We start from the raw sequence: 15162 nt of genomic DNA, 5'->3' as shown, positions 1-15162 counted from the left end.
CGAATCTATGGCCAAGGACCTAGTGATGTCACTGCACCGGGCAACGAGAAACTCTGGACGAGATTGGCACGGGAGCCAAGTTCTGTTCGTTTTCGATCGGATGCTGCTGTACCGCCCTGTCGTCGGACACAATCGAGTCATGCTCTCCGAACACCCCGTCTCCGAACTCCCCGCGCTCCCCGCGCTGACCGCTCGCCTGCTGACCCGATGGCCACAGATTTCCGAACGCATGCTCGCCGACGGTCTCGGCGCCAACGCACCCGCCGAGCTCCCCGACGGCCACTTCACCGCGGAAGTGCTGCCGACGATCTACGCGTGCGGCCGGGCCGTGCTCGAGGCGATCGGCGCCGACCGGGAATTCACCTACGCCGAGGTCGCGGCGTTCGTCGCCCCGGTCGCCGAGCGTCACGCCGAGGACCGGCTGCCGTTGCCGATGCTGATCGGCGCGATCCACGGGTCGGCGCAGTCGGTGTTCGCCGAGGCACTGTCGCTGGCCCTGCCCACCGAGACCGCGGAGATGGCACGGGTCGGCAGCCGCCTGCTCGATCTGCTGCGCCACATCAATATGACGGTCGTGGAGACCTACACCGAGGTCGAGCAGTCGATCTATCACGCTGAACGCGAGGCGCGCCGGGAACTGTGTTCGGCGCTGGTCCGCGGTCTGCCCGCCGAGGAACTCGCCGCCCGCGCCGATACGGTCCTCGCCGACCAGTACACGGTGCTGGCGATCCACCTGAGCGAACCGCCCCGCGTCGGCACCGCGGCCAACCTGGTGACCAGGCGACGGATCCGGGTGCTGCAGCGCGCGCTGGACGAACTCACCGGAACCACCACCCCGGCCACCTTCGACGGCACCCACGGCATCGCGTTGCTGAGTCATAGTTCGGAAACCGACGTCCTCGACGCGGCGAGGTTCGACGAACTCGCCGATCGCCTGCGCGCACAGTTCGGTGTACCGGTGTATCTGGCCGAATTCTCGGGGATCAGCCGTGATGCGATTCCAGCAGCGGCCAAGGACGCGACCGAACTGACCGAACTGGCGCGCTTACGCGGCAAGCCCGGCGGCTGCTATCAACTCGACGATCTACTGCTCGAATACCAGCTCACCCGGCCCGGCCCGGCCCGGGAACGCCTGGCGCAGCGGGTGATTCCGCTCTTGAGCAGTCCGCACCTGATCGACGCACTGGAAGCGCATCTCGTCCACGGCGGCGACCGCAAAACGGCGTCACGACTGATTCACGTGCACCCGAATACTTTTACTTATCGGTTACGCCGGATTGCCGAACTCACCGGCCTCGACCCGGCCGATCCGACGGATTCACGAATGCTCGCCGCATCACTCACGGTGTATCGACTGGATTCTCCGGAAAACGAAAAAACCCGCTATTCGACGTGTGCATCGAATAGCGGGTAATTCGTTTCCCGACAAGGAAAGTCTTACGTGTCAGCGCGCTTTACAGGTAGGCGCTGCACACGGGCCAGGCACCGGGACCCTGCGCGGCCAGCACGTTCTCGGCCACGCGGATCTGCTCGTCACGGCTGGCGTTGTCGGCAGTGCCTGCGCCACCGTAGGCTTCCCAGGTGCTCTGCGAGAACTGCAGGCCGCCGTAGTAGCCGTTACCGGTGTTGATGTTCCAGTTGCCCGTGCTCTCGCACTGCGCCACGGCGTCCCAGTTGTTCGCCGAGGCGGTTGCGGTGGTCAGACCGGCCGGGACGGCGATCATCGCGCCGGCAACAGCGGCAATACCAAGGGCACGGGTGGTGAACTTGCGATTCAAAGACATAAAGTATTTCCTGCCTGCGCCCACCGACTCGGTGATGAAAACTACCGCGTCCCTGCCCCTCAGTCATGTCGGGGATCCTCGAATCGCGGGGCAGGCTTTCCGGCGTTCTGCGATTCGATTCGGCTCGGGTTGTTGTTCAAGCCGAGATCGAATGTAGCCGGAATGCGCTCCGAGATCACGTGCCGATCACGGAGCCGTTTGTAGCGGATATTGTCCAAACGAACACTGTTCACCGCTGGTCGGCCCGCATAAATCGGTAATCACACTACTGTCGTTATAGCGTCGTAATGTGACGGGGCTCCTAGGGATTCGGAGACCCCGATCACGTTTCGTTTCCGGCAAATCGGGCACCCGCTGCGGGCCGCGCTGGGGCATGATGGGCGAGAAGGAGGCGCAAATGAGCACTCGCAGGACTCTGTTCACCGTCATCGCCATCGGCTTGGTCGCGGCCGTGACCGTGGGTCTGTACCTGTTCCAGCCCTGGCGGTTGTTCACCACGGTGACCGTCGACGAGGCACCGATCGTCGCGGTGGACGGTGCGCCACCACCGCTGATCGCCGAGGGCACCTTCGTCTCCCATGAGCACGGCACCTTCGGCACCGCGCAGCTCCAGCGCACGTCAGAGGGCACAATCGTGCTCAGGATCGCCGACCTGAACACCTCCGACGGGCCTGACCTGCACGTCTGGCTCACCGATCAGCCGGTGATCGTCGACGACTGGCACAACTTCGACGACGGCAACCACATCGACCTCGGCTCCCTGAAAGGAAACGAGGGCAGCCAGAACTATGAGCTGCCCGCGGGCACCGATCTGTCGACGGTGCAGTCGGTGAGCATCTGGTGCGAGCGCTTCCACGTGTCCTTCGGCGCCGCCACCCTGGCGCCCGCCTAGGTCCGGCCACGCCGCCTTGCCTGGTCGGCGCTGCCCTGCTGAGCTCTGACGAGCAGGAGCATTCACCGCCGTCTCCTGGAACGCCCCCGCCACCGAACTGGCCAAGCGCCTCGAGTCCGCTCTCCACCTGGCCGACATGTTCCTGGTGGCGGCGCCCGGTGAAGGCCACAACACCCCGATCCCGGGCATCGGCGTAGCGGGTGCCCCGAGCAGCGACCTCGACGAGAAGTTCGCCCAGGCGGGCATCGCGTCACTCGGCAGCTGATCAGGATCTGACAACATTCCTCGCCCTCTCGAATTCGACAGGGCGAGGAGTTCATTCGTCGCGGCGGGCACGGGCCCGGCGTTTGCCTTCGTGCATGGCCTGGACGCGGGCGATCGGAATGGTGTGACCTTCGGCGATCAGATCGGCGGGAAGTGCTTGTGGTGCGGGCATTTCCGTGGCCCACGGGTCGGTGTCGCCGAGGAGGTTCGGTGCGGTGCGCAGGGTGAAATCGGCGGGGGTCACCGAGTCGATGTCGTTCCAGCGCAAGGGAAAAGACACCGGGACTCCCGGCCGGATGCGCGGGCTGTATGCCGCGATCACCGTTGCGCCACCTGCTCGCGTGGAGTCGAGAAATACCTTGCCTGCTCGGTCCTCGCGGAGGAACGCCGTGGTTGCGACGGTGGGATCGAGGCGCTCGGCCCTGGCGGCGACGGCCCGGGTCGCCGCCGCGGCATCCTCGATGGCGACGCCGGGCTCGATCGGCACGTAGACGTGTAATCCCTTGGCACCACTGGTCTTCACCGCACCGGCGAGCCCGTCGGCCGCAAGCGCCGCCCTGATCAGATGCGCGCCCGCTGCCGCATCTCGAAACGTTTGTCCCGGTGAGGGATCCAGGTCCAGCACCAAGTGTGTCGGGCCCGCGCTGTGGTCGACCGGCAACAGCAGCGGGTGGTACTCCACCGCGCGCTGGTTCCCGAACCACAGCAGCGTGCGCACGTCATCACCGAGCGCGTAGGTGACCTCACGATGGGAACTCTGCGCCCACACCGTCGCGCGCGGCACCCAGTCCGGCGTGTATTTCGGCAGGTTCTTCTGCATGAACGGTGGCTGCCCCGGCCGCACCCGCACCACCGACAGCACTCGCCCCCGCAACACCCGGACCAGCCGCTCCCCCACGAACTCGAGATAGTCGACCAGATCCCGCTTGGTTGCCTCGGCCCCATCGAACAGCGGCTGATCGAGATTGCTCATCTCCACCCCACCGCGCAGCTCTTTGCTGGTCATGGCCCAACCTTGCCTCGCGGCTGGGGGGTGGTCAACCCGGCGACCACCCGTTTTGGTCGATCACCAGGTCGTCGGCTATCGTATGTTCCGCGCGGCTCACCCCGGTGAGCTGTTGTTCTGGCCCCGTCGTCTAGCGGCCTAGGACGCCGCCCTCTCAAGGCGGTAGCGCGGGTTCGAATCCCGTCGGGGCTACAGCGAGAACTCCTCGGTCATGGTGACCGGGGAGTTTTTTTGTGCCCTTATCTTGTGTCCGGAGTGCAACATATTGACAGACGTTGCACGGTTCATACACTGTAGGAAACGGTGCAGGGAGGTGACAGGATCGAGCTGACGGCGCTGGAGAAGCGACTGCAGGACGCGGCAGCGCGTCCCGATCCCGTGAGCGCGTTCCGGGCCGCCAGGGCCGTGTTCCTGGCCGGGCACCGACTCGAGATGAAGGAACTCGCCGTCGCGCTCGGGGTGAACCGGGCAACGCTGTTCCGGTGGGTCGGCGGGCGCGACGAACTGCTCGCCGAGGTCATCTTCTCGGTCGCCGAGCCGACATTGCGTCGCGCGGCCGCCGCCGCTCCCGGTCGCGGCGCGTACCGCATCGCGACAATCCTCGGCGATTTCGCCCAGGCCACCAACACCTCCCCCGCCTTCCGCCAGTTCCTGTTGCGCGAACCCGAACGGGCGCTGCGACTGCTCACCACCCGCGCAGGATCGGTGCAGCACCGCATCGTCGCGATCGTGGAAGATCTACTCGCCGAAGAGATTTCGGCCGATACTCTCGATCCGCTCTTGCCGGTGCCCGAGCTGGCGCTGCTGCTGGTGCGGATCACCGAGACCTTCATCTACACCGATGTGATCAGCGGTGAGGAACCCGACGCGGCCAGTGTTGTCCGGGCGTCATTGGTTCTGCTGGGCGAACGGCCCGAACAGTAAGTCAGCGAAAGGACACCATGAAGCGCTCCATCTACACCGAGGACCACGACGCCTTCCGCGCGTCGGTCGCCGAATTCATCAAGCGCTCGATCGAGCCGAACGCCGAACGCTTCGTCGAAGAGCGGGCGATCGACCGCGACACCTGGCTCGCGGCAGGCGAACTGGGCTACCTCGGCCTCGGCGTGCCCGAGGAGTTCGGTGGTAGCGACGCGGGCGACTACCGGTTCAGCGCCGTGCTCGGCGAGGAGCTGGCCAAGGCGAGCGCGGCGCTGTCGTCCTCGTTCGGCATCCACTACGACGTATGCGCGCCCTACCTGGTCGAGCTCACCACCGACGAGCAGAAGCAGCGCTGGCTCCCGAAGTTCTGCACCGGCGAGATCATCACCGCCATCGGCATGACCGAGCCGTCGGGCGGTTCCGACCTGGCCGCGCTGAAGACCACCGCGGTGCGCGACGGTGACGACTGGATCGTCAACGGCTCGAAGACGTTCATCACCAACGGTTTCAACGCCGACCTGGTAATCGTCGCCGCGCGCACCAGCCCGGAGAAGAAGGCCAAGGGCATCACCCTGTTCGCGATCGAGACCGGGATGGACGGCTTCACCCGCGGGCGCAAGCTGGACAAGGTCGGCCAGCCCGAATCCGATACCGCCGAACTGTTCTTCGACAATGTGCGCGTCCCCGATGCCAACCGGATCGGCGAGCTCGACCGCGGTTTCATCGCCATGATGGAGCGGCTGCCGCAGGAACGCATCGGCGCCGCGGTCTCCAATCTCGCGCACGCTGCCGCGATCCTGGACGAGACGCTGCAATATGCCAAGGAGCGCAAGGCTTTCGGACAGCAGATCGGCAGCTTCCAGTACAACAAGTTCCTTTTCGCCGAGCTGGTCACGAAAGTCGAAGTGACACAGGCGTTCGTCGATCAGGGTATCGCCGCGCACGCTGCCGGTGAGCTGTCGGCGGTCGACGCCGCGAAGGCGAAGTGGTGGTCGGCGCAGGTGCAGAACGAGGTGCTCGACGCGTGCGTGCAGTTGCACGGCGGCTACGGCTACATGCGTGAATACCGGGTCGCGCGGGCGTGGATGGACGCCAGGGTCACCAAGATCTGGGCGGGTTCCAACGAGATCATGAAGGAACTGATCGGCCGCGATCTGGGCCTGTAGAGCGGAACGAAAGCGTCGCGCCCGGCGAAGGATCCACCGGGCGCGACGCGACGCTGGTCAGCTCAGGATGATCGGCAACGCGGCCAGATCGTTCTGGGTGAGCACCGGCAGGTTGCCGATCTCACTGTCGGGCACGGCAAGTCGCAGCTGCGGGAAGCGGGCGAACAGCGCGGGCAGCGCGATCGCGGCTTCCAGACGCGACAGCGCGGCGCCGGGGCAGATGTGCGGGCCGTAGCCGAAAGCCAAGTGGCGGTTGGCGGTCGAGCGCGTCACGTCGAACTCGTCGGCGGTCTCGCCGTGCACCGTGGTGTCGCGACCGACGGCACGGTAGGACATCACCACGCCGTCACCCTTGGCGATCACGGTGTCGCCGACGGCGATGTCCTCGGTGGCGAAACGCATCAGCAGGTGCGAGACCGGGCCATCCCAGCGCAGCGACTCCTCGATCACCTGCTTCCACTCCACATCGCCGGCAAGCACTTTCGCCAGCTGTTCGGGTTCGCCGAGCAGTGCGCGCACGGTGTTGATGATCAGGCTCACGGTGGTCTCGTGCCCGGCGGCGACGAGCGCCTTGATATTGCCGATCGCCTCTTCCTCGGTGAGCGGCTCGCCGCCCTCGTCGGCGCTGATGAACGCCGAGGTGAGGTCGTCACCGGGGTTCGCGATCTTCTGCCTGACCTGGTCGGTGAAGTACACGTCGAGTGCGCCGATCACCCGCAGGCGCTCGTCCTGCGGGGTCATCACCGAGAAGAACTTCTTGTACCAGGCGAGCAGCTGCGCGTGGTCCTCGCGCGCGACTCCCATCAGGTCGCCGACCACGCGCATCGGCAGCGGGTAGGCGAACACCTCCTTGAGGTCGACCGTCACGCCGTCGGCACCGGCGGCCGCGAGGTCGTCGAGGAGTTCGGCGGTGAGCTGCTCGATCACCGGGCGTAGTTCTTCCAGCCGCCGCGGGGCCAGCGCCTGCGCGGTCTTGAGGCGCAGCCTGCGGTGCTCGGCGCCGTCGACGGTGAACATGGAACGACCCGCGTCGACCATGCCGATCAGCGGCCACTGGTCGGTCACCACGCCGTCGGCGTACAGCGACCACGCGTTGATGTCCTTGACCAGCCGGGTGTCGGTGGTCAGCCGACGCGCGACGGCGTGATCGGTGATGGTCCAGGCGGGCACGCCGAGCAGGTCGATCCGGGTGATCGGGCCGAGTGCTCGTAGTCGGGCGGTTTCCCCGTCGAGGTCACCGACCATGGGGTCGATGGCGAAAGGGCATGGCGAACTCACGAAAAGCCTCCGACGGGTCGAACTGGTGTGAAGCGAACGGGCAGTGCGGTCATGCCCCGAAGGAAAGCCGAAGGTCGCCGGGTGAGTTGGTCGGCGGGTACTGCGAGGTCCATGTCGGGGAGCCGGTCGAGCAGCACCTCGATCCCGGTCCGGGAGATGATCTCCGCGATCTGCTGCGCCGGGAAGGGGCAGCGGTATTCGCCGTAGCTGAACGCGAAGTGCGCGTTGTTGCCCGTCGGTACCGAGCCGCCCTCGGTAAACGACTGACGCACATGCGGATCGAGATTGGCGGCGGCCAGACCGAGCAGCAGCAGGTCGCCCGCCCGGATCGTCTGATCGGCCAGGCGGGTGTCGCGCGCCGCCCACCGCCCGGCCAGGATCGAGGTGGGGCCCTCTTCCCAGAGCACTTCGCTCATGGCCTCGCCGACGCTGCGCGTGCCGCCGCCGAGCGCGTTGGCGAAACGGTCGTCGGTGAGCATCAACCGCATCGAACTGCCCAGCCAGTCGGCGGTGGGCAGATGGCCCGCGGCGGTGATGGCCATCAGGTCCATCATGTATTCCTCGTCGGTGAACGGCTCGGAATCAGCCAGCATCAACGACACCAGATCCCCGCCCGGTTGGACCTTCTTGGCTGCCACCAGCCGCGCCATGTGCTCGGCGAAGCGCGCGTACCCGGCCTGGGCGTCGGCGCCGCCGTCGGCGAGCAGTTTCATCACCAGGGCGAGGTCGGCCGCATCGGCATCGGGCAGGCCGAGAATGCGTGCCAGCGCCAGCACCGGCAGCATCAACGCGAATTCCGCCATCAGGTCGGCGGTGCCACGACCACAGAACCTGTCGACGAGCCGGTCGGCGATTTCCTCACAGGCACGGCGCAATTCGAAGTGGTCGACCGCGTCCAGCGCGGGTTCCACCATGGCCAGGTGCCTGCGGTGTTCGGCGCCCGCGGTGAAGTAGATCGAGGGCATGGGCCGCCCGACCATCGGGAGCAGCGGCCAGTCGTCGGGCACATTGGGCCACTGATTCCACAGCGACACATCGCGCGGGAAGAGCAGCGGATCACTGGTCACCTGGTGCAGTTCGCGGTAACCGATGATCAGCCAGGCCGGGAACCCGCCGGGCAGTTCGACCTGCACGACGGGACCGTGATCGCGGCGCATCCGCCGGTAGACCTCGTGCGGTTCGATGTGGAATTCGGGGCCGCTCAACGGCACCGCGCCGGTGATCGGGCAGGCGCCGGTCGGTGTGCTCATGAGACGATTTCTCCCTGCGGGACAGCGGAATACAGATGCTCGACCAAGGTGATGAGCACCTGCTTGCTCGATTCGCGCGAGCGCGCGTCACACATCACCAGCGGCACAGCCGGATCGAGATCGAGTGCTTCACGCACATCGCCGACGGCGTAGGAATCACCGAAGTCGTTGCAGGCGACCACGAACGGGGTGCCCTGATGTTCCAGCCGGTCGATCGCGTACCAGGAGTCGCTGATCCGGCGCTGGTCGACCAGCACGATCGCGCCGAGCGCACCGGCGAACAGCCGGTCCCACAGGAACCAGAACCGTTGCTGCCCGGGAGCTCCGAACAGATACAGCACGTGTTCGTCGTCGAGGGTGATGCGGCCGAAGTCGAAGGCGACGGTGGTGGTCGACTTGCCCGGCACCGCGCTGGTGTCGTCGACGCCTGCCCCGACATCGGTCATGGTGGCCTCGGTGTCAAGTGGCCGGATCTCACTCACCGAACGCACCAATGTCGTTTTACCGACACCGAATCCGCCGATGACCACGATCTTCAACCCGTGCATTGCCGTGCTGTGTAGCGGCGCTCGAGCCCGCTCGGGCACGTTCTCAGAGCTTGCGAAGTCCAACGAGCACCTTCTCGAGGGTGGAAGCATCCAGCGACATCGCCGCCGACAGCGGTGGGCGCACGGTGATCTTGCCCGCGGCCAGCAGGTCCGACAGCACCACCGTGGCGACCCCGACGGGCAGGCGCAGCTCGGCCGCGATCTCCACCACCGCGGTCGGCGCCCGGCACATGTCGAGGACCGCGGCCTGCTCCGAGGACATGCCCGCGGTGGGTGCCGACTCGCTGACCACCAGGGTGACCAGGTCGAAATCCTCGGTCGCGGGCGCTCGGCCGCCGGTCAGGGTGTAGAAGCGGTCGGGATCGTCGTCGCGACCTGCCCTGGTCAATCGATCGCTCCGCGTCTGGGCTGGGCCGCCAGGTGCTCGCCGAGCTGTTCGACCAGCTCGTGCATCGTGTGCCCGACCAGACCGGCATCGGCGTCCTCGGCGGCGACCACCGCCAAGTGCGCACCGCGCCCGGCCTCGACGACGAACAGGATGCCGCCGTAGAACTCGGTCATCGACTGGCGAACGCCGCCACGCCCGTCACCGAACTCGACGGATGCCCCATGCGCCAGGCTCTGGAAACCGGCGGCGATCGCGGCCAGCTGATCGGCGCGATCCACATCGAGTTCCGGTGTGTGGCAGATCTTCAGCCCGTCACCCGACAGCAGCAGGGCATGCCTGGCGCGCGGGGTGCGGGCGAGCAGCTTCTCGAGCAGCCAGCCGAGATTCGCGGGGGCGGTGGTGGTCATCGGTCCTCCTGTGGGTCGGGAGCCGTGGCGGCGCTGCCCGGTTCGTGGCGTGCGATGGTGCGGCCCGGCGCGGAACGCTGGAAGGCACCGAGGGCGGTGGGCTTGGCCGGTGGCGCCTTCGCGGCTGGCGCGGTGGTCAGGCCTTCGGGGTGGACCTGGGCCAGGGTGTCGCCCCGGCGACGTTTCGGCAGCGTGGGCGAGGAGGACGGGGCACCGTCGGTCTCCGGTCGCGCGTGCTGACCGGTAGGCGCGCTGAAATCCATGGTGCCGGTGTCGGTTCTGCGCGGGATCGGAGTGTCGAACTGGCTCAGCGTGGCGGGCTCGGCGAAGCGCGGCGGCGCCATCACATTGCGGCTGCGGCGTTCGGCGCGCGCGGTGAGCTCGCGCGGGACGACAACGACGACCGCGGTGCCACCGATCGCCGACGGCCGATACGACACGGTGAGTTCGTGTTTGCGCGCCAGATGCCCGACCACGGCGAGCCCGAGCCGGGTACCTGACAGCGAGGCCAGATCGACGCCCTTGCCCTTGTGATCGCGCCCGGTGACGGCGGCTTCGGCGCGGCGCAGCGCGGAATCGCTCATGATCAGGCCGCTGTCCTCGATCGTGATCACCACGCCCGCGGGTACTTCCGCGGCGTAGACGTGCACCTCGGTGGTGGGTGGCGAGAAGTTGCAGGCATTGTCGAGGAGTTCGGCGAGTGCGTGCATCACGCCTTCGGCGGCATGCCCGGCGACGCCGATCTCGGCGATCGCCCGCAGCCGCACCCGCTGATACCCGGCGACGCGACCCATCGCGCCACGCAGAATCGATTCCATCGCGATCGGCTTCGCCCAGCGGCGGCCGGTGCGCGCACCGGACAGGACCGCGATGCTGTCGGCGAGGCGCCCGGCCTGGGCGGTGCGGTGGTCGATGTGGAGCAGGTCGGTGAGCACCCGAGGGTCGGCGTGGCGGTGTTCCATCTCCCGCAGTTCGGCCAGCATCGAGGTGGTCATCGCCTGGATGCGGCCCGCGGCACCGGCGAACGCGGCCAGTGCCGCCGCGCCCCGCCGCGAATTCTCCTGCGCTTCCCAGGCGTACGCCGCGGTGTGCTCGTCGGCCCGGGTCAGGCGTGCGCTCGCCTCGGCCACGGTGGCGGCCAGCTGCTGTTCGGCCCGCTGGGCGGCGGCCAGACTCGCGCGCGCCTGCGCGCGCTGACGCAGTGCGAACCAGACCGCGGGACAGCCGAACAGTGCCGCGGCCACCGCGGCGGCGAGCACCGGAATGCCGACGGCCTGCGGGGTGAACACCGCGGTCACAGCGGCGATCGCCACCACCGCCACCCCGGCGCCGAGCACCACGGATCCGGCGCTGTCACCGGATTGCTCCGGCGCGGCTACTGTCTGTGCCATCGGCAGTGCTTCCGCGGTACTCACAGGCCCCCAGCCATCAGTGGTCGATCAAACACGCAGCAAGGCAGCCTGTTCCGAAGTCGGAGTCGAGCATATCGAGCCCCCGCCCGACCTGCCACTCGACCGATCAGGGTTCACGGGCCGTTCGGGTACAGGTCAGCGTCCGACCTGGTCGCGGCAGCTGGGGCGAGACGGTAATCACGTGGCGAGAGCGGGTGCGATGACCGCGGCCATGGCTCGATAGCCGGAGTCATTGGGGTGCAGGTGGTCACCGCTGTCGAACGCCGCGGCGAGGCGGGTGCGATCACCGGGCGCGGCCAGCGCTTGTTCGAGATCGACCACCTTGTCGAACGCGCCCGACTCCCGTATCCAGGTGTTCACGTCGGTGCGCAATCGCTCCTTCTCGGGCGAGAAGTAGGTCGACCCGGCGAACGGCGGGATGGTCGCGCCGACGATACGCACACCGTTCGTTCGCGCCTGGCTGATCAATTCGCGGTATCCGGCGATGAGCTGATCTTTCGAAACCTCGGGGTAGACGGCCCCGTCCGGCCCCGCGCTACCCGACAGGCCGATGTCGTTGATCCCGACCAGCACGACGGCGGTGCCGACGCCCGGTTGCTCGAGGACGTCGCGGCGGAAACGGGCAAGGGCGCTGTCGCCCAGCACGGTCGAGTCGGTGAGCAGCCTGTTGCCGCTGAATCCGGCATTGACCACCGGGCCGTGGTGGCCCGCCGCCGCGAGTTGGTCAGGGTAGCGCTGGTCGGCGTCGAGGGTGGAGCGGTAGCCGTCGGTGAGCGAATCGCCGAAGGCCACGGTGACATCGCCCGCACTCGGTCGCAGGGTGTCGACGCCTGCCAGGTAGTACCAGGACTGGGAGGTATCGGTGAAGGGTGCCGCCGAGGGATCGGCGGTGTGATCGCCGGATGCCCGGTAGGTGGTGGCGAGCGCCTGGCCGTGCTGGGTCGCGGGGCCGGTGGGTTGGGCGAAGTAGAGAGTCACCGCCATCGACGCCCCCGCCGTGTCCACCGCATCGCTGACCACGTCGCCCCCTGGCGCGATCACGAAGGTGGACTGCCCACCAACGGTCAACGCCCGCACCGATTCCGGGTCGACAGCGGCTCCGCCCGCACTGGCGGCGACCGTCGCCGCCGAGACCGGCAGCGGGTACTGCCCGTAGCGGTTCGACAACCGGATTCTGACCTGCGGGCCCTCGTGTGACAGGCGGATCACCTGCCGCACAGTCTGATCAGAGAAACCCAACGCGGACCAGTTCTGGTAGATCGGGTACTGGAGCGCGGTCGCCCAGGCACTCGACCAGGAGGTGTCGGTATCGCGCGCGCCGAACGACACCAGGGCCAGCGCGGCCACGGCGGCGACGGGCGCGGCGATCCAGCGCAGGCGCACCGTCACCGGAGCGACCAGGTCATGCCGAAGGTAGCGAGGTCGTCGAGGAATTCGACCGGGTCGAACAGTTCGGCGGGTGACTGTGCGCCCGGCTTGCCCGCGCCCGTCGCGATGCGCGTCGCGACCTCGACCGCGAGCTGGGCGCTGTTGCGGTAGGCGTCGGGACCGCTGCCGATGCCGCGCAGTGTCCGGCCGTCGCGATGGATGTCGACAACCATCGAGTACGCGGCTGGGACCGACGGCGTCTCGGGCGCCGCGTCGAGATCGGCTTCGGTGACGGTGCCGACGATCTCGAAGATCGACTTCGCGAGCACGCCCTCCACCGAGCGCACGGCGGTGTGGCGCGGAATGGTCACGACCGAGGGTTGCGGAAACTTCATCACTGCCATGGGTTCCGTCTCGTCAGGGAGTACGAAGGTAGCGCGGCGGGGCTGGGGCCCGGTGTGGAATTCGCCGTCGGACCAGGACAAGCCTCCGCTGGTGAAGACATCTAGATTCTGGAAGACGGTACGCATACTCCCGCGCGAGCCCTCGCCACCGGGCGCGGCGACGTGACTCAGGACGATCTCGTCGGCGCCGCCGAGTCGCTGCGCGCCGAGGTGGGCGAGGAGGTCACCGAAGATCCCCGCTTCGGTGGTCGCGGTGGCGAGCGTCACGCCGGCCGCTACCGCGAGCGGGCCGTATTCGGCGAAGACCTTCTCGACGAAGAGCTGTTCGCCCGCGACGTCGACGTAGTGGACGCCTGCCGCGATGGCGGCGCGCAGCACTGTTTCGCCGATGCCGGTGTAATCGGGCAGCGTGCTGATCACGGCATCCACATCGGTGAACGCGGCGACCAGGGCGGCCTGATCGTCGGCGGCGGCGACGCGGACCTCAGCGCCGAGACCGGCGAGCCGCGCGGCGTCGCGGCCGACGACCACGGTTTCGATGCCGCGCTCGCGCAGCTCCCGCACCGCGAATGTTCCGACGTGGCCACTGGCTCCGTAGACGGCGATCTTCATGTCGTGCTCCTTGTTCATCGGGCTGATGAACTCAGCGTATGAGTCAACCACGAGACATGAAATCATCCAGGATCTTGCTCTGATATCCAATCGTCTCCACGAGTATCGTTTCGAACATGGATCTGCTGAGCGATGTCCTGGCCACCGCGAAGACCGGCAGCCCGGCCTCCGGCATGTTCGTGCGGCACGCGCCGTGGGGCCGGGCGTATCCGCGCATCGAGAGCGCGGGCTTCCATGTGGTTCTCCAGGGTTCGTGCTGGTTGACGCGGCCCGATACGGAGCCGCTGGCACTGGGTGCCGGTGACGCGGTGTTCATGGCGCGCGGGGTCGCCCACGTTCTGCTCGACCAGCTCGACAGCCCGGTGACCGAGACCGCCGGACCCGAGGACGTTCGGATCGTGGCGGGACCGGGCGCTCCCGCGACCCTGCTGTGCGGTTCCTATCAGCTCGCCGCCGACCGAACCCATCCATTGCTGACGGAACTGCCCGAGGTGGTGCACATTCCGGCCCGGCTCGGCACCCATCCGTCGCTGCGCGCCGCTGTCGACCTGCTCGCCGACGAACTCACCGACACCCACCCCGGCGCCGATGCGGCGATACCCCCGCTGCTGGATCTGCTGCTGCTCTATCTCCTGCGCGCCTGGCTCGCGGACACCGAGCAGACAACCGGCTGGGCCGCCGCGGTCGCCGACCCCGACATCTCCCGCGCCCTGCGCGCCGTCCACGACGATCCCGCCCACGGATGGACGGTCGAATCCCTCGGCGCCCGAGCAGGTCTCAGCCGCGCCGCCTTCGCCAAACGCTTCACCACCCTCGTCGGCGAACCCCCACTGACCTACCTCACCCGCTGGCGCATGCTCACCGCCGCCCGCCTGCTCCGCGACACCGACCACCCACTGTCCACCGTGGCCAAGCACACCGGCTACAGCTCCGAATACGCCTTCAGCAAGGCCTTCAAACGCGAATTCGACACGGCCCCAGGGCGATACCGCTCGGCACCGACCGAAGTCCTGGTGGCCGGAGCGTTGTAACCCTCAGTCGAGCACGGCCGTCGCCTCGACCTCGACGAGCAGGTCCGGCTCACCGAGCGCGACCACCCCGATCAAGGTGATCGGCTTGACCGGATCGACCCCCAACTTCGCCGCCGCCCTGGCGACACCTTCACCGAGCAGCGGGTACTTGTCCGCATTCCAGTCGACGACATAGATGGTCAGCTTCGCGACATCGTCGAACGACCCACCGATTGCCCCGAGCGCGGTGCCGATGTTGAGGTAGGCCTGCTCGACCTGCGCCGCGAAATCACCTGTGCCGACCGGATTTCCGTCGGCATCACGGGCAACCTGCCCGGCCAAGAAGACCAGCCGCGAGCCTGTCGCGATCGCGAGTTGCCGATACACCTCCGGCTTGGACAGTCCTTCCGGATTCACCAGTTCCACTGACATGCCGATAACATAACATTGAT

16 protein-coding genes, 1 tRNA gene and 1 pseudogene are annotated in these 15162 nt (G+C 67.5%); 7 read left to right on the top strand and 11 right to left on the bottom strand.

Features of this window, described 5'->3' with window-relative positions:
* Positions 1 to 139: 139 nt before the first annotated feature.
* Complete coding sequence (locus ACTWPB_RS15100) at positions 140 to 1414, top strand: PucR family transcriptional regulator (protein WP_446221306.1); 1275 nt, start codon at positions 140 to 142, stop codon at positions 1412 to 1414.
* Between the two features lie 43 nt (positions 1415 to 1457).
* Here ACTWPB_RS15100 and ACTWPB_RS15095 read toward each other — a convergent pair.
* Positions 1458 to 1784, bottom strand: a pseudogene (locus tag ACTWPB_RS15095) (transglycosylase family protein); the annotation flags it as partial.
* A gap of 397 nt (positions 1785 to 2181) precedes the next feature.
* On the opposite strand from ACTWPB_RS15095, the gene ACTWPB_RS15090 reads away from it, so the two are divergent.
* Both ACTWPB_RS15090 and ACTWPB_RS15085 read left to right on the top strand, forming a co-directional pair.
* Positions 2182 to 2676 carry a DM13 domain-containing protein gene (locus tag ACTWPB_RS15090; protein ID WP_446221305.1) on the top strand — a complete coding sequence of 165 codons (495 nt, stop codon included), beginning with the start codon at positions 2182 to 2184 and terminating at the stop codon, positions 2674 to 2676.
* A 136-nt stretch (positions 2677 to 2812) separates the two neighbouring features.
* Positions 2813 to 2941 (top strand): hypothetical protein, encoded by a 129-nt coding sequence (locus ACTWPB_RS15085; protein ID WP_446221304.1) that lies wholly within the window; start codon positions 2813 to 2815, stop codon positions 2939 to 2941.
* A 51-nt stretch (positions 2942 to 2992) separates the two neighbouring features.
* Here the strand turns inward: ACTWPB_RS15085 and ACTWPB_RS15080 are convergent, their stop codons facing one another.
* A complete protein-coding gene (locus tag ACTWPB_RS15080) occupies positions 2993 to 3946 on the bottom strand; it encodes a DNA polymerase domain-containing protein (protein WP_446221303.1) in 954 nt (317 codons plus the stop codon).
* Between the two features lie 119 nt (positions 3947 to 4065).
* Here ACTWPB_RS15080 and ACTWPB_RS15075 point away from each other — a divergent pair.
* The 3 genes from ACTWPB_RS15075 (at position 4066) to ACTWPB_RS15065 (ending at position 6033) form a co-directional block, all read left to right on the top strand.
* Positions 4066 to 4138, top strand: a tRNA-Glu gene (locus ACTWPB_RS15075).
* Between the two features lie 111 nt (positions 4139 to 4249).
* A complete protein-coding gene (locus ACTWPB_RS15070) occupies positions 4250 to 4870 on the top strand; it encodes a QsdR family transcriptional regulator (RefSeq protein ID WP_446221302.1) in 621 nt (206 codons plus the stop codon).
* Between the two features lie 17 nt (positions 4871 to 4887).
* The gene (locus ACTWPB_RS15065; protein WP_446221301.1) at positions 4888 to 6033 is read left to right on the top strand and encodes an acyl-CoA dehydrogenase family protein; all 1146 of its coding nucleotides are present in this window, start codon (positions 4888 to 4890) and stop codon (positions 6031 to 6033) included.
* Between the two features lie 57 nt (positions 6034 to 6090).
* Here the strand turns inward: ACTWPB_RS15065 and ACTWPB_RS15060 are convergent, their stop codons facing one another.
* From ACTWPB_RS15060 to ACTWPB_RS15025, 8 genes are all read right to left on the bottom strand, one after another.
* On the bottom strand, positions 6091 to 7311 hold the full coding sequence (locus ACTWPB_RS15060) for a cytochrome P450 family protein (RefSeq protein ID WP_446221300.1): 1221 nt from the start codon (positions 7309 to 7311) through the stop codon (positions 6091 to 6093).
* Complete coding sequence (locus ACTWPB_RS15055) at positions 7308 to 8561, bottom strand: cytochrome P450 (RefSeq protein ID WP_446221299.1); 1254 nt, start codon at positions 8559 to 8561, stop codon at positions 7308 to 7310. Before ACTWPB_RS15055 ends, ACTWPB_RS15060 begins: the two co-directional genes overlap by 4 nt.
* Entirely contained in the window at positions 8558 to 9109 is a 552-nt protein-coding gene (locus tag ACTWPB_RS15050) for a GTP-binding protein (protein WP_446221298.1), read from the bottom strand. The genes ACTWPB_RS15055 and ACTWPB_RS15050 overlap by 4 nt, the downstream gene beginning before the upstream one ends.
* Before the next feature lie 43 nt (positions 9110 to 9152).
* The gene (locus ACTWPB_RS15045) at positions 9153 to 9497 is read right to left on the bottom strand and encodes a DUF742 domain-containing protein (RefSeq protein WP_446221297.1); all 345 of its coding nucleotides are present in this window, start codon (positions 9495 to 9497) and stop codon (positions 9153 to 9155) included.
* Complete coding sequence (locus ACTWPB_RS15040; protein WP_446221296.1) at positions 9494 to 9904, bottom strand: roadblock/LC7 domain-containing protein; 411 nt, start codon at positions 9902 to 9904, stop codon at positions 9494 to 9496. The genes ACTWPB_RS15045 and ACTWPB_RS15040 overlap by 4 nt, the downstream gene beginning before the upstream one ends.
* On the bottom strand, positions 9901 to 11295 hold the full coding sequence (locus tag ACTWPB_RS15035; RefSeq protein WP_446221295.1) for a sensor histidine kinase: 1395 nt from the start codon (positions 11293 to 11295) through the stop codon (positions 9901 to 9903). Before ACTWPB_RS15035 ends, ACTWPB_RS15040 begins: the two co-directional genes overlap by 4 nt.
* 198 nt (positions 11296 to 11493) lie before the next feature.
* On the bottom strand, positions 11494 to 12705 hold the full coding sequence (locus ACTWPB_RS15030) for an SGNH/GDSL hydrolase family protein (protein ID WP_446221294.1): 1212 nt from the start codon (positions 12703 to 12705) through the stop codon (positions 11494 to 11496).
* Positions 12702 to 13700, bottom strand: coding sequence for a saccharopine dehydrogenase NADP-binding domain-containing protein (locus tag ACTWPB_RS15025; RefSeq protein ID WP_446221293.1), 999 nt, complete (start codon positions 13698 to 13700; stop codon positions 12702 to 12704). The genes ACTWPB_RS15030 and ACTWPB_RS15025 overlap by 4 nt, the downstream gene beginning before the upstream one ends.
* Positions 13701 to 13816: 116 nt before the next feature.
* Between ACTWPB_RS15025 and ACTWPB_RS15020 the strand changes: the two genes are divergently transcribed.
* Positions 13817 to 14731, top strand: a complete 915-nt coding sequence (locus ACTWPB_RS15020) for an AraC family transcriptional regulator (protein ID WP_446221292.1) — start codon at positions 13817 to 13819, stop codon at positions 14729 to 14731.
* A 3-nt stretch (positions 14732 to 14734) separates the two neighbouring features.
* Here ACTWPB_RS15020 and ACTWPB_RS15015 read toward each other — a convergent pair whose 3' ends face one another.
* Positions 14735 to 15142, bottom strand: a complete 408-nt coding sequence (locus tag ACTWPB_RS15015; protein WP_446221291.1) for a RidA family protein — start codon at positions 15140 to 15142, stop codon at positions 14735 to 14737.
* Positions 15143 to 15162 lie beyond the last annotated feature (20 nt).

It is taken from the genome of Nocardia sp. IBHARD005 (assembly GCF_052814245.1).
This window is presented reverse-complemented; position numbering and strand designations above follow the sequence as displayed.

Bases quoted from the DNA above. Each gene is read 5' to 3' on its own strand.
- ACTWPB_RS15090 (WP_446221305.1), top strand. From the start codon at position 2,182: ATGAGCACTCGCAGGACTCTGTTCACCGTCATCGCCATCGGCTTGGTC.
- ACTWPB_RS15020 (WP_446221292.1), top strand. From the start codon at position 13,817: ATGGATCTGCTGAGCGATGTCCTGGCCACCGCGAAGACCGGCAGCCCG.
- ACTWPB_RS15050 (WP_446221298.1), bottom strand. From the start codon at position 9,109: ATGCACGGGTTGAAGATCGTGGTCATCGGCGGATTCGGTGTCGGTAAA.
- ACTWPB_RS15085 (WP_446221304.1), top strand. From the start codon at position 2,813: ATGTTCCTGGTGGCGGCGCCCGGTGAAGGCCACAACACCCCGATCCCG.
- ACTWPB_RS15080 (WP_446221303.1), bottom strand. From the start codon at position 3,946: ATGACCAGCAAAGAGCTGCGCGGTGGGGTGGAGATGAGCAATCTCGAT.
- ACTWPB_RS15040 (WP_446221296.1), bottom strand. From the start codon at position 9,904: ATGACCACCACCGCCCCCGCGAATCTCGGCTGGCTGCTCGAGAAGCTG.
- ACTWPB_RS15055 (WP_446221299.1), bottom strand. From the start codon at position 8,561: ATGAGCACACCGACCGGCGCCTGCCCGATCACCGGCGCGGTGCCGTTG.
- ACTWPB_RS15015 (WP_446221291.1), bottom strand. From the start codon at position 15,142: ATGTCAGTGGAACTGGTGAATCCGGAAGGACTGTCCAAGCCGGAGGTG.
- ACTWPB_RS15035 (WP_446221295.1), bottom strand. From the start codon at position 11,295: ATGGCACAGACAGTAGCCGCGCCGGAGCAATCCGGTGACAGCGCCGGA.
- ACTWPB_RS15025 (WP_446221293.1), bottom strand. From the start codon at position 13,700: ATGAAGATCGCCGTCTACGGAGCCAGTGGCCACGTCGGAACATTCGCG.
- ACTWPB_RS15100 (WP_446221306.1), top strand. From the start codon at position 140: ATGCTCTCCGAACACCCCGTCTCCGAACTCCCCGCGCTCCCCGCGCTG.
- ACTWPB_RS15065 (WP_446221301.1), top strand. From the start codon at position 4,888: ATGAAGCGCTCCATCTACACCGAGGACCACGACGCCTTCCGCGCGTCG.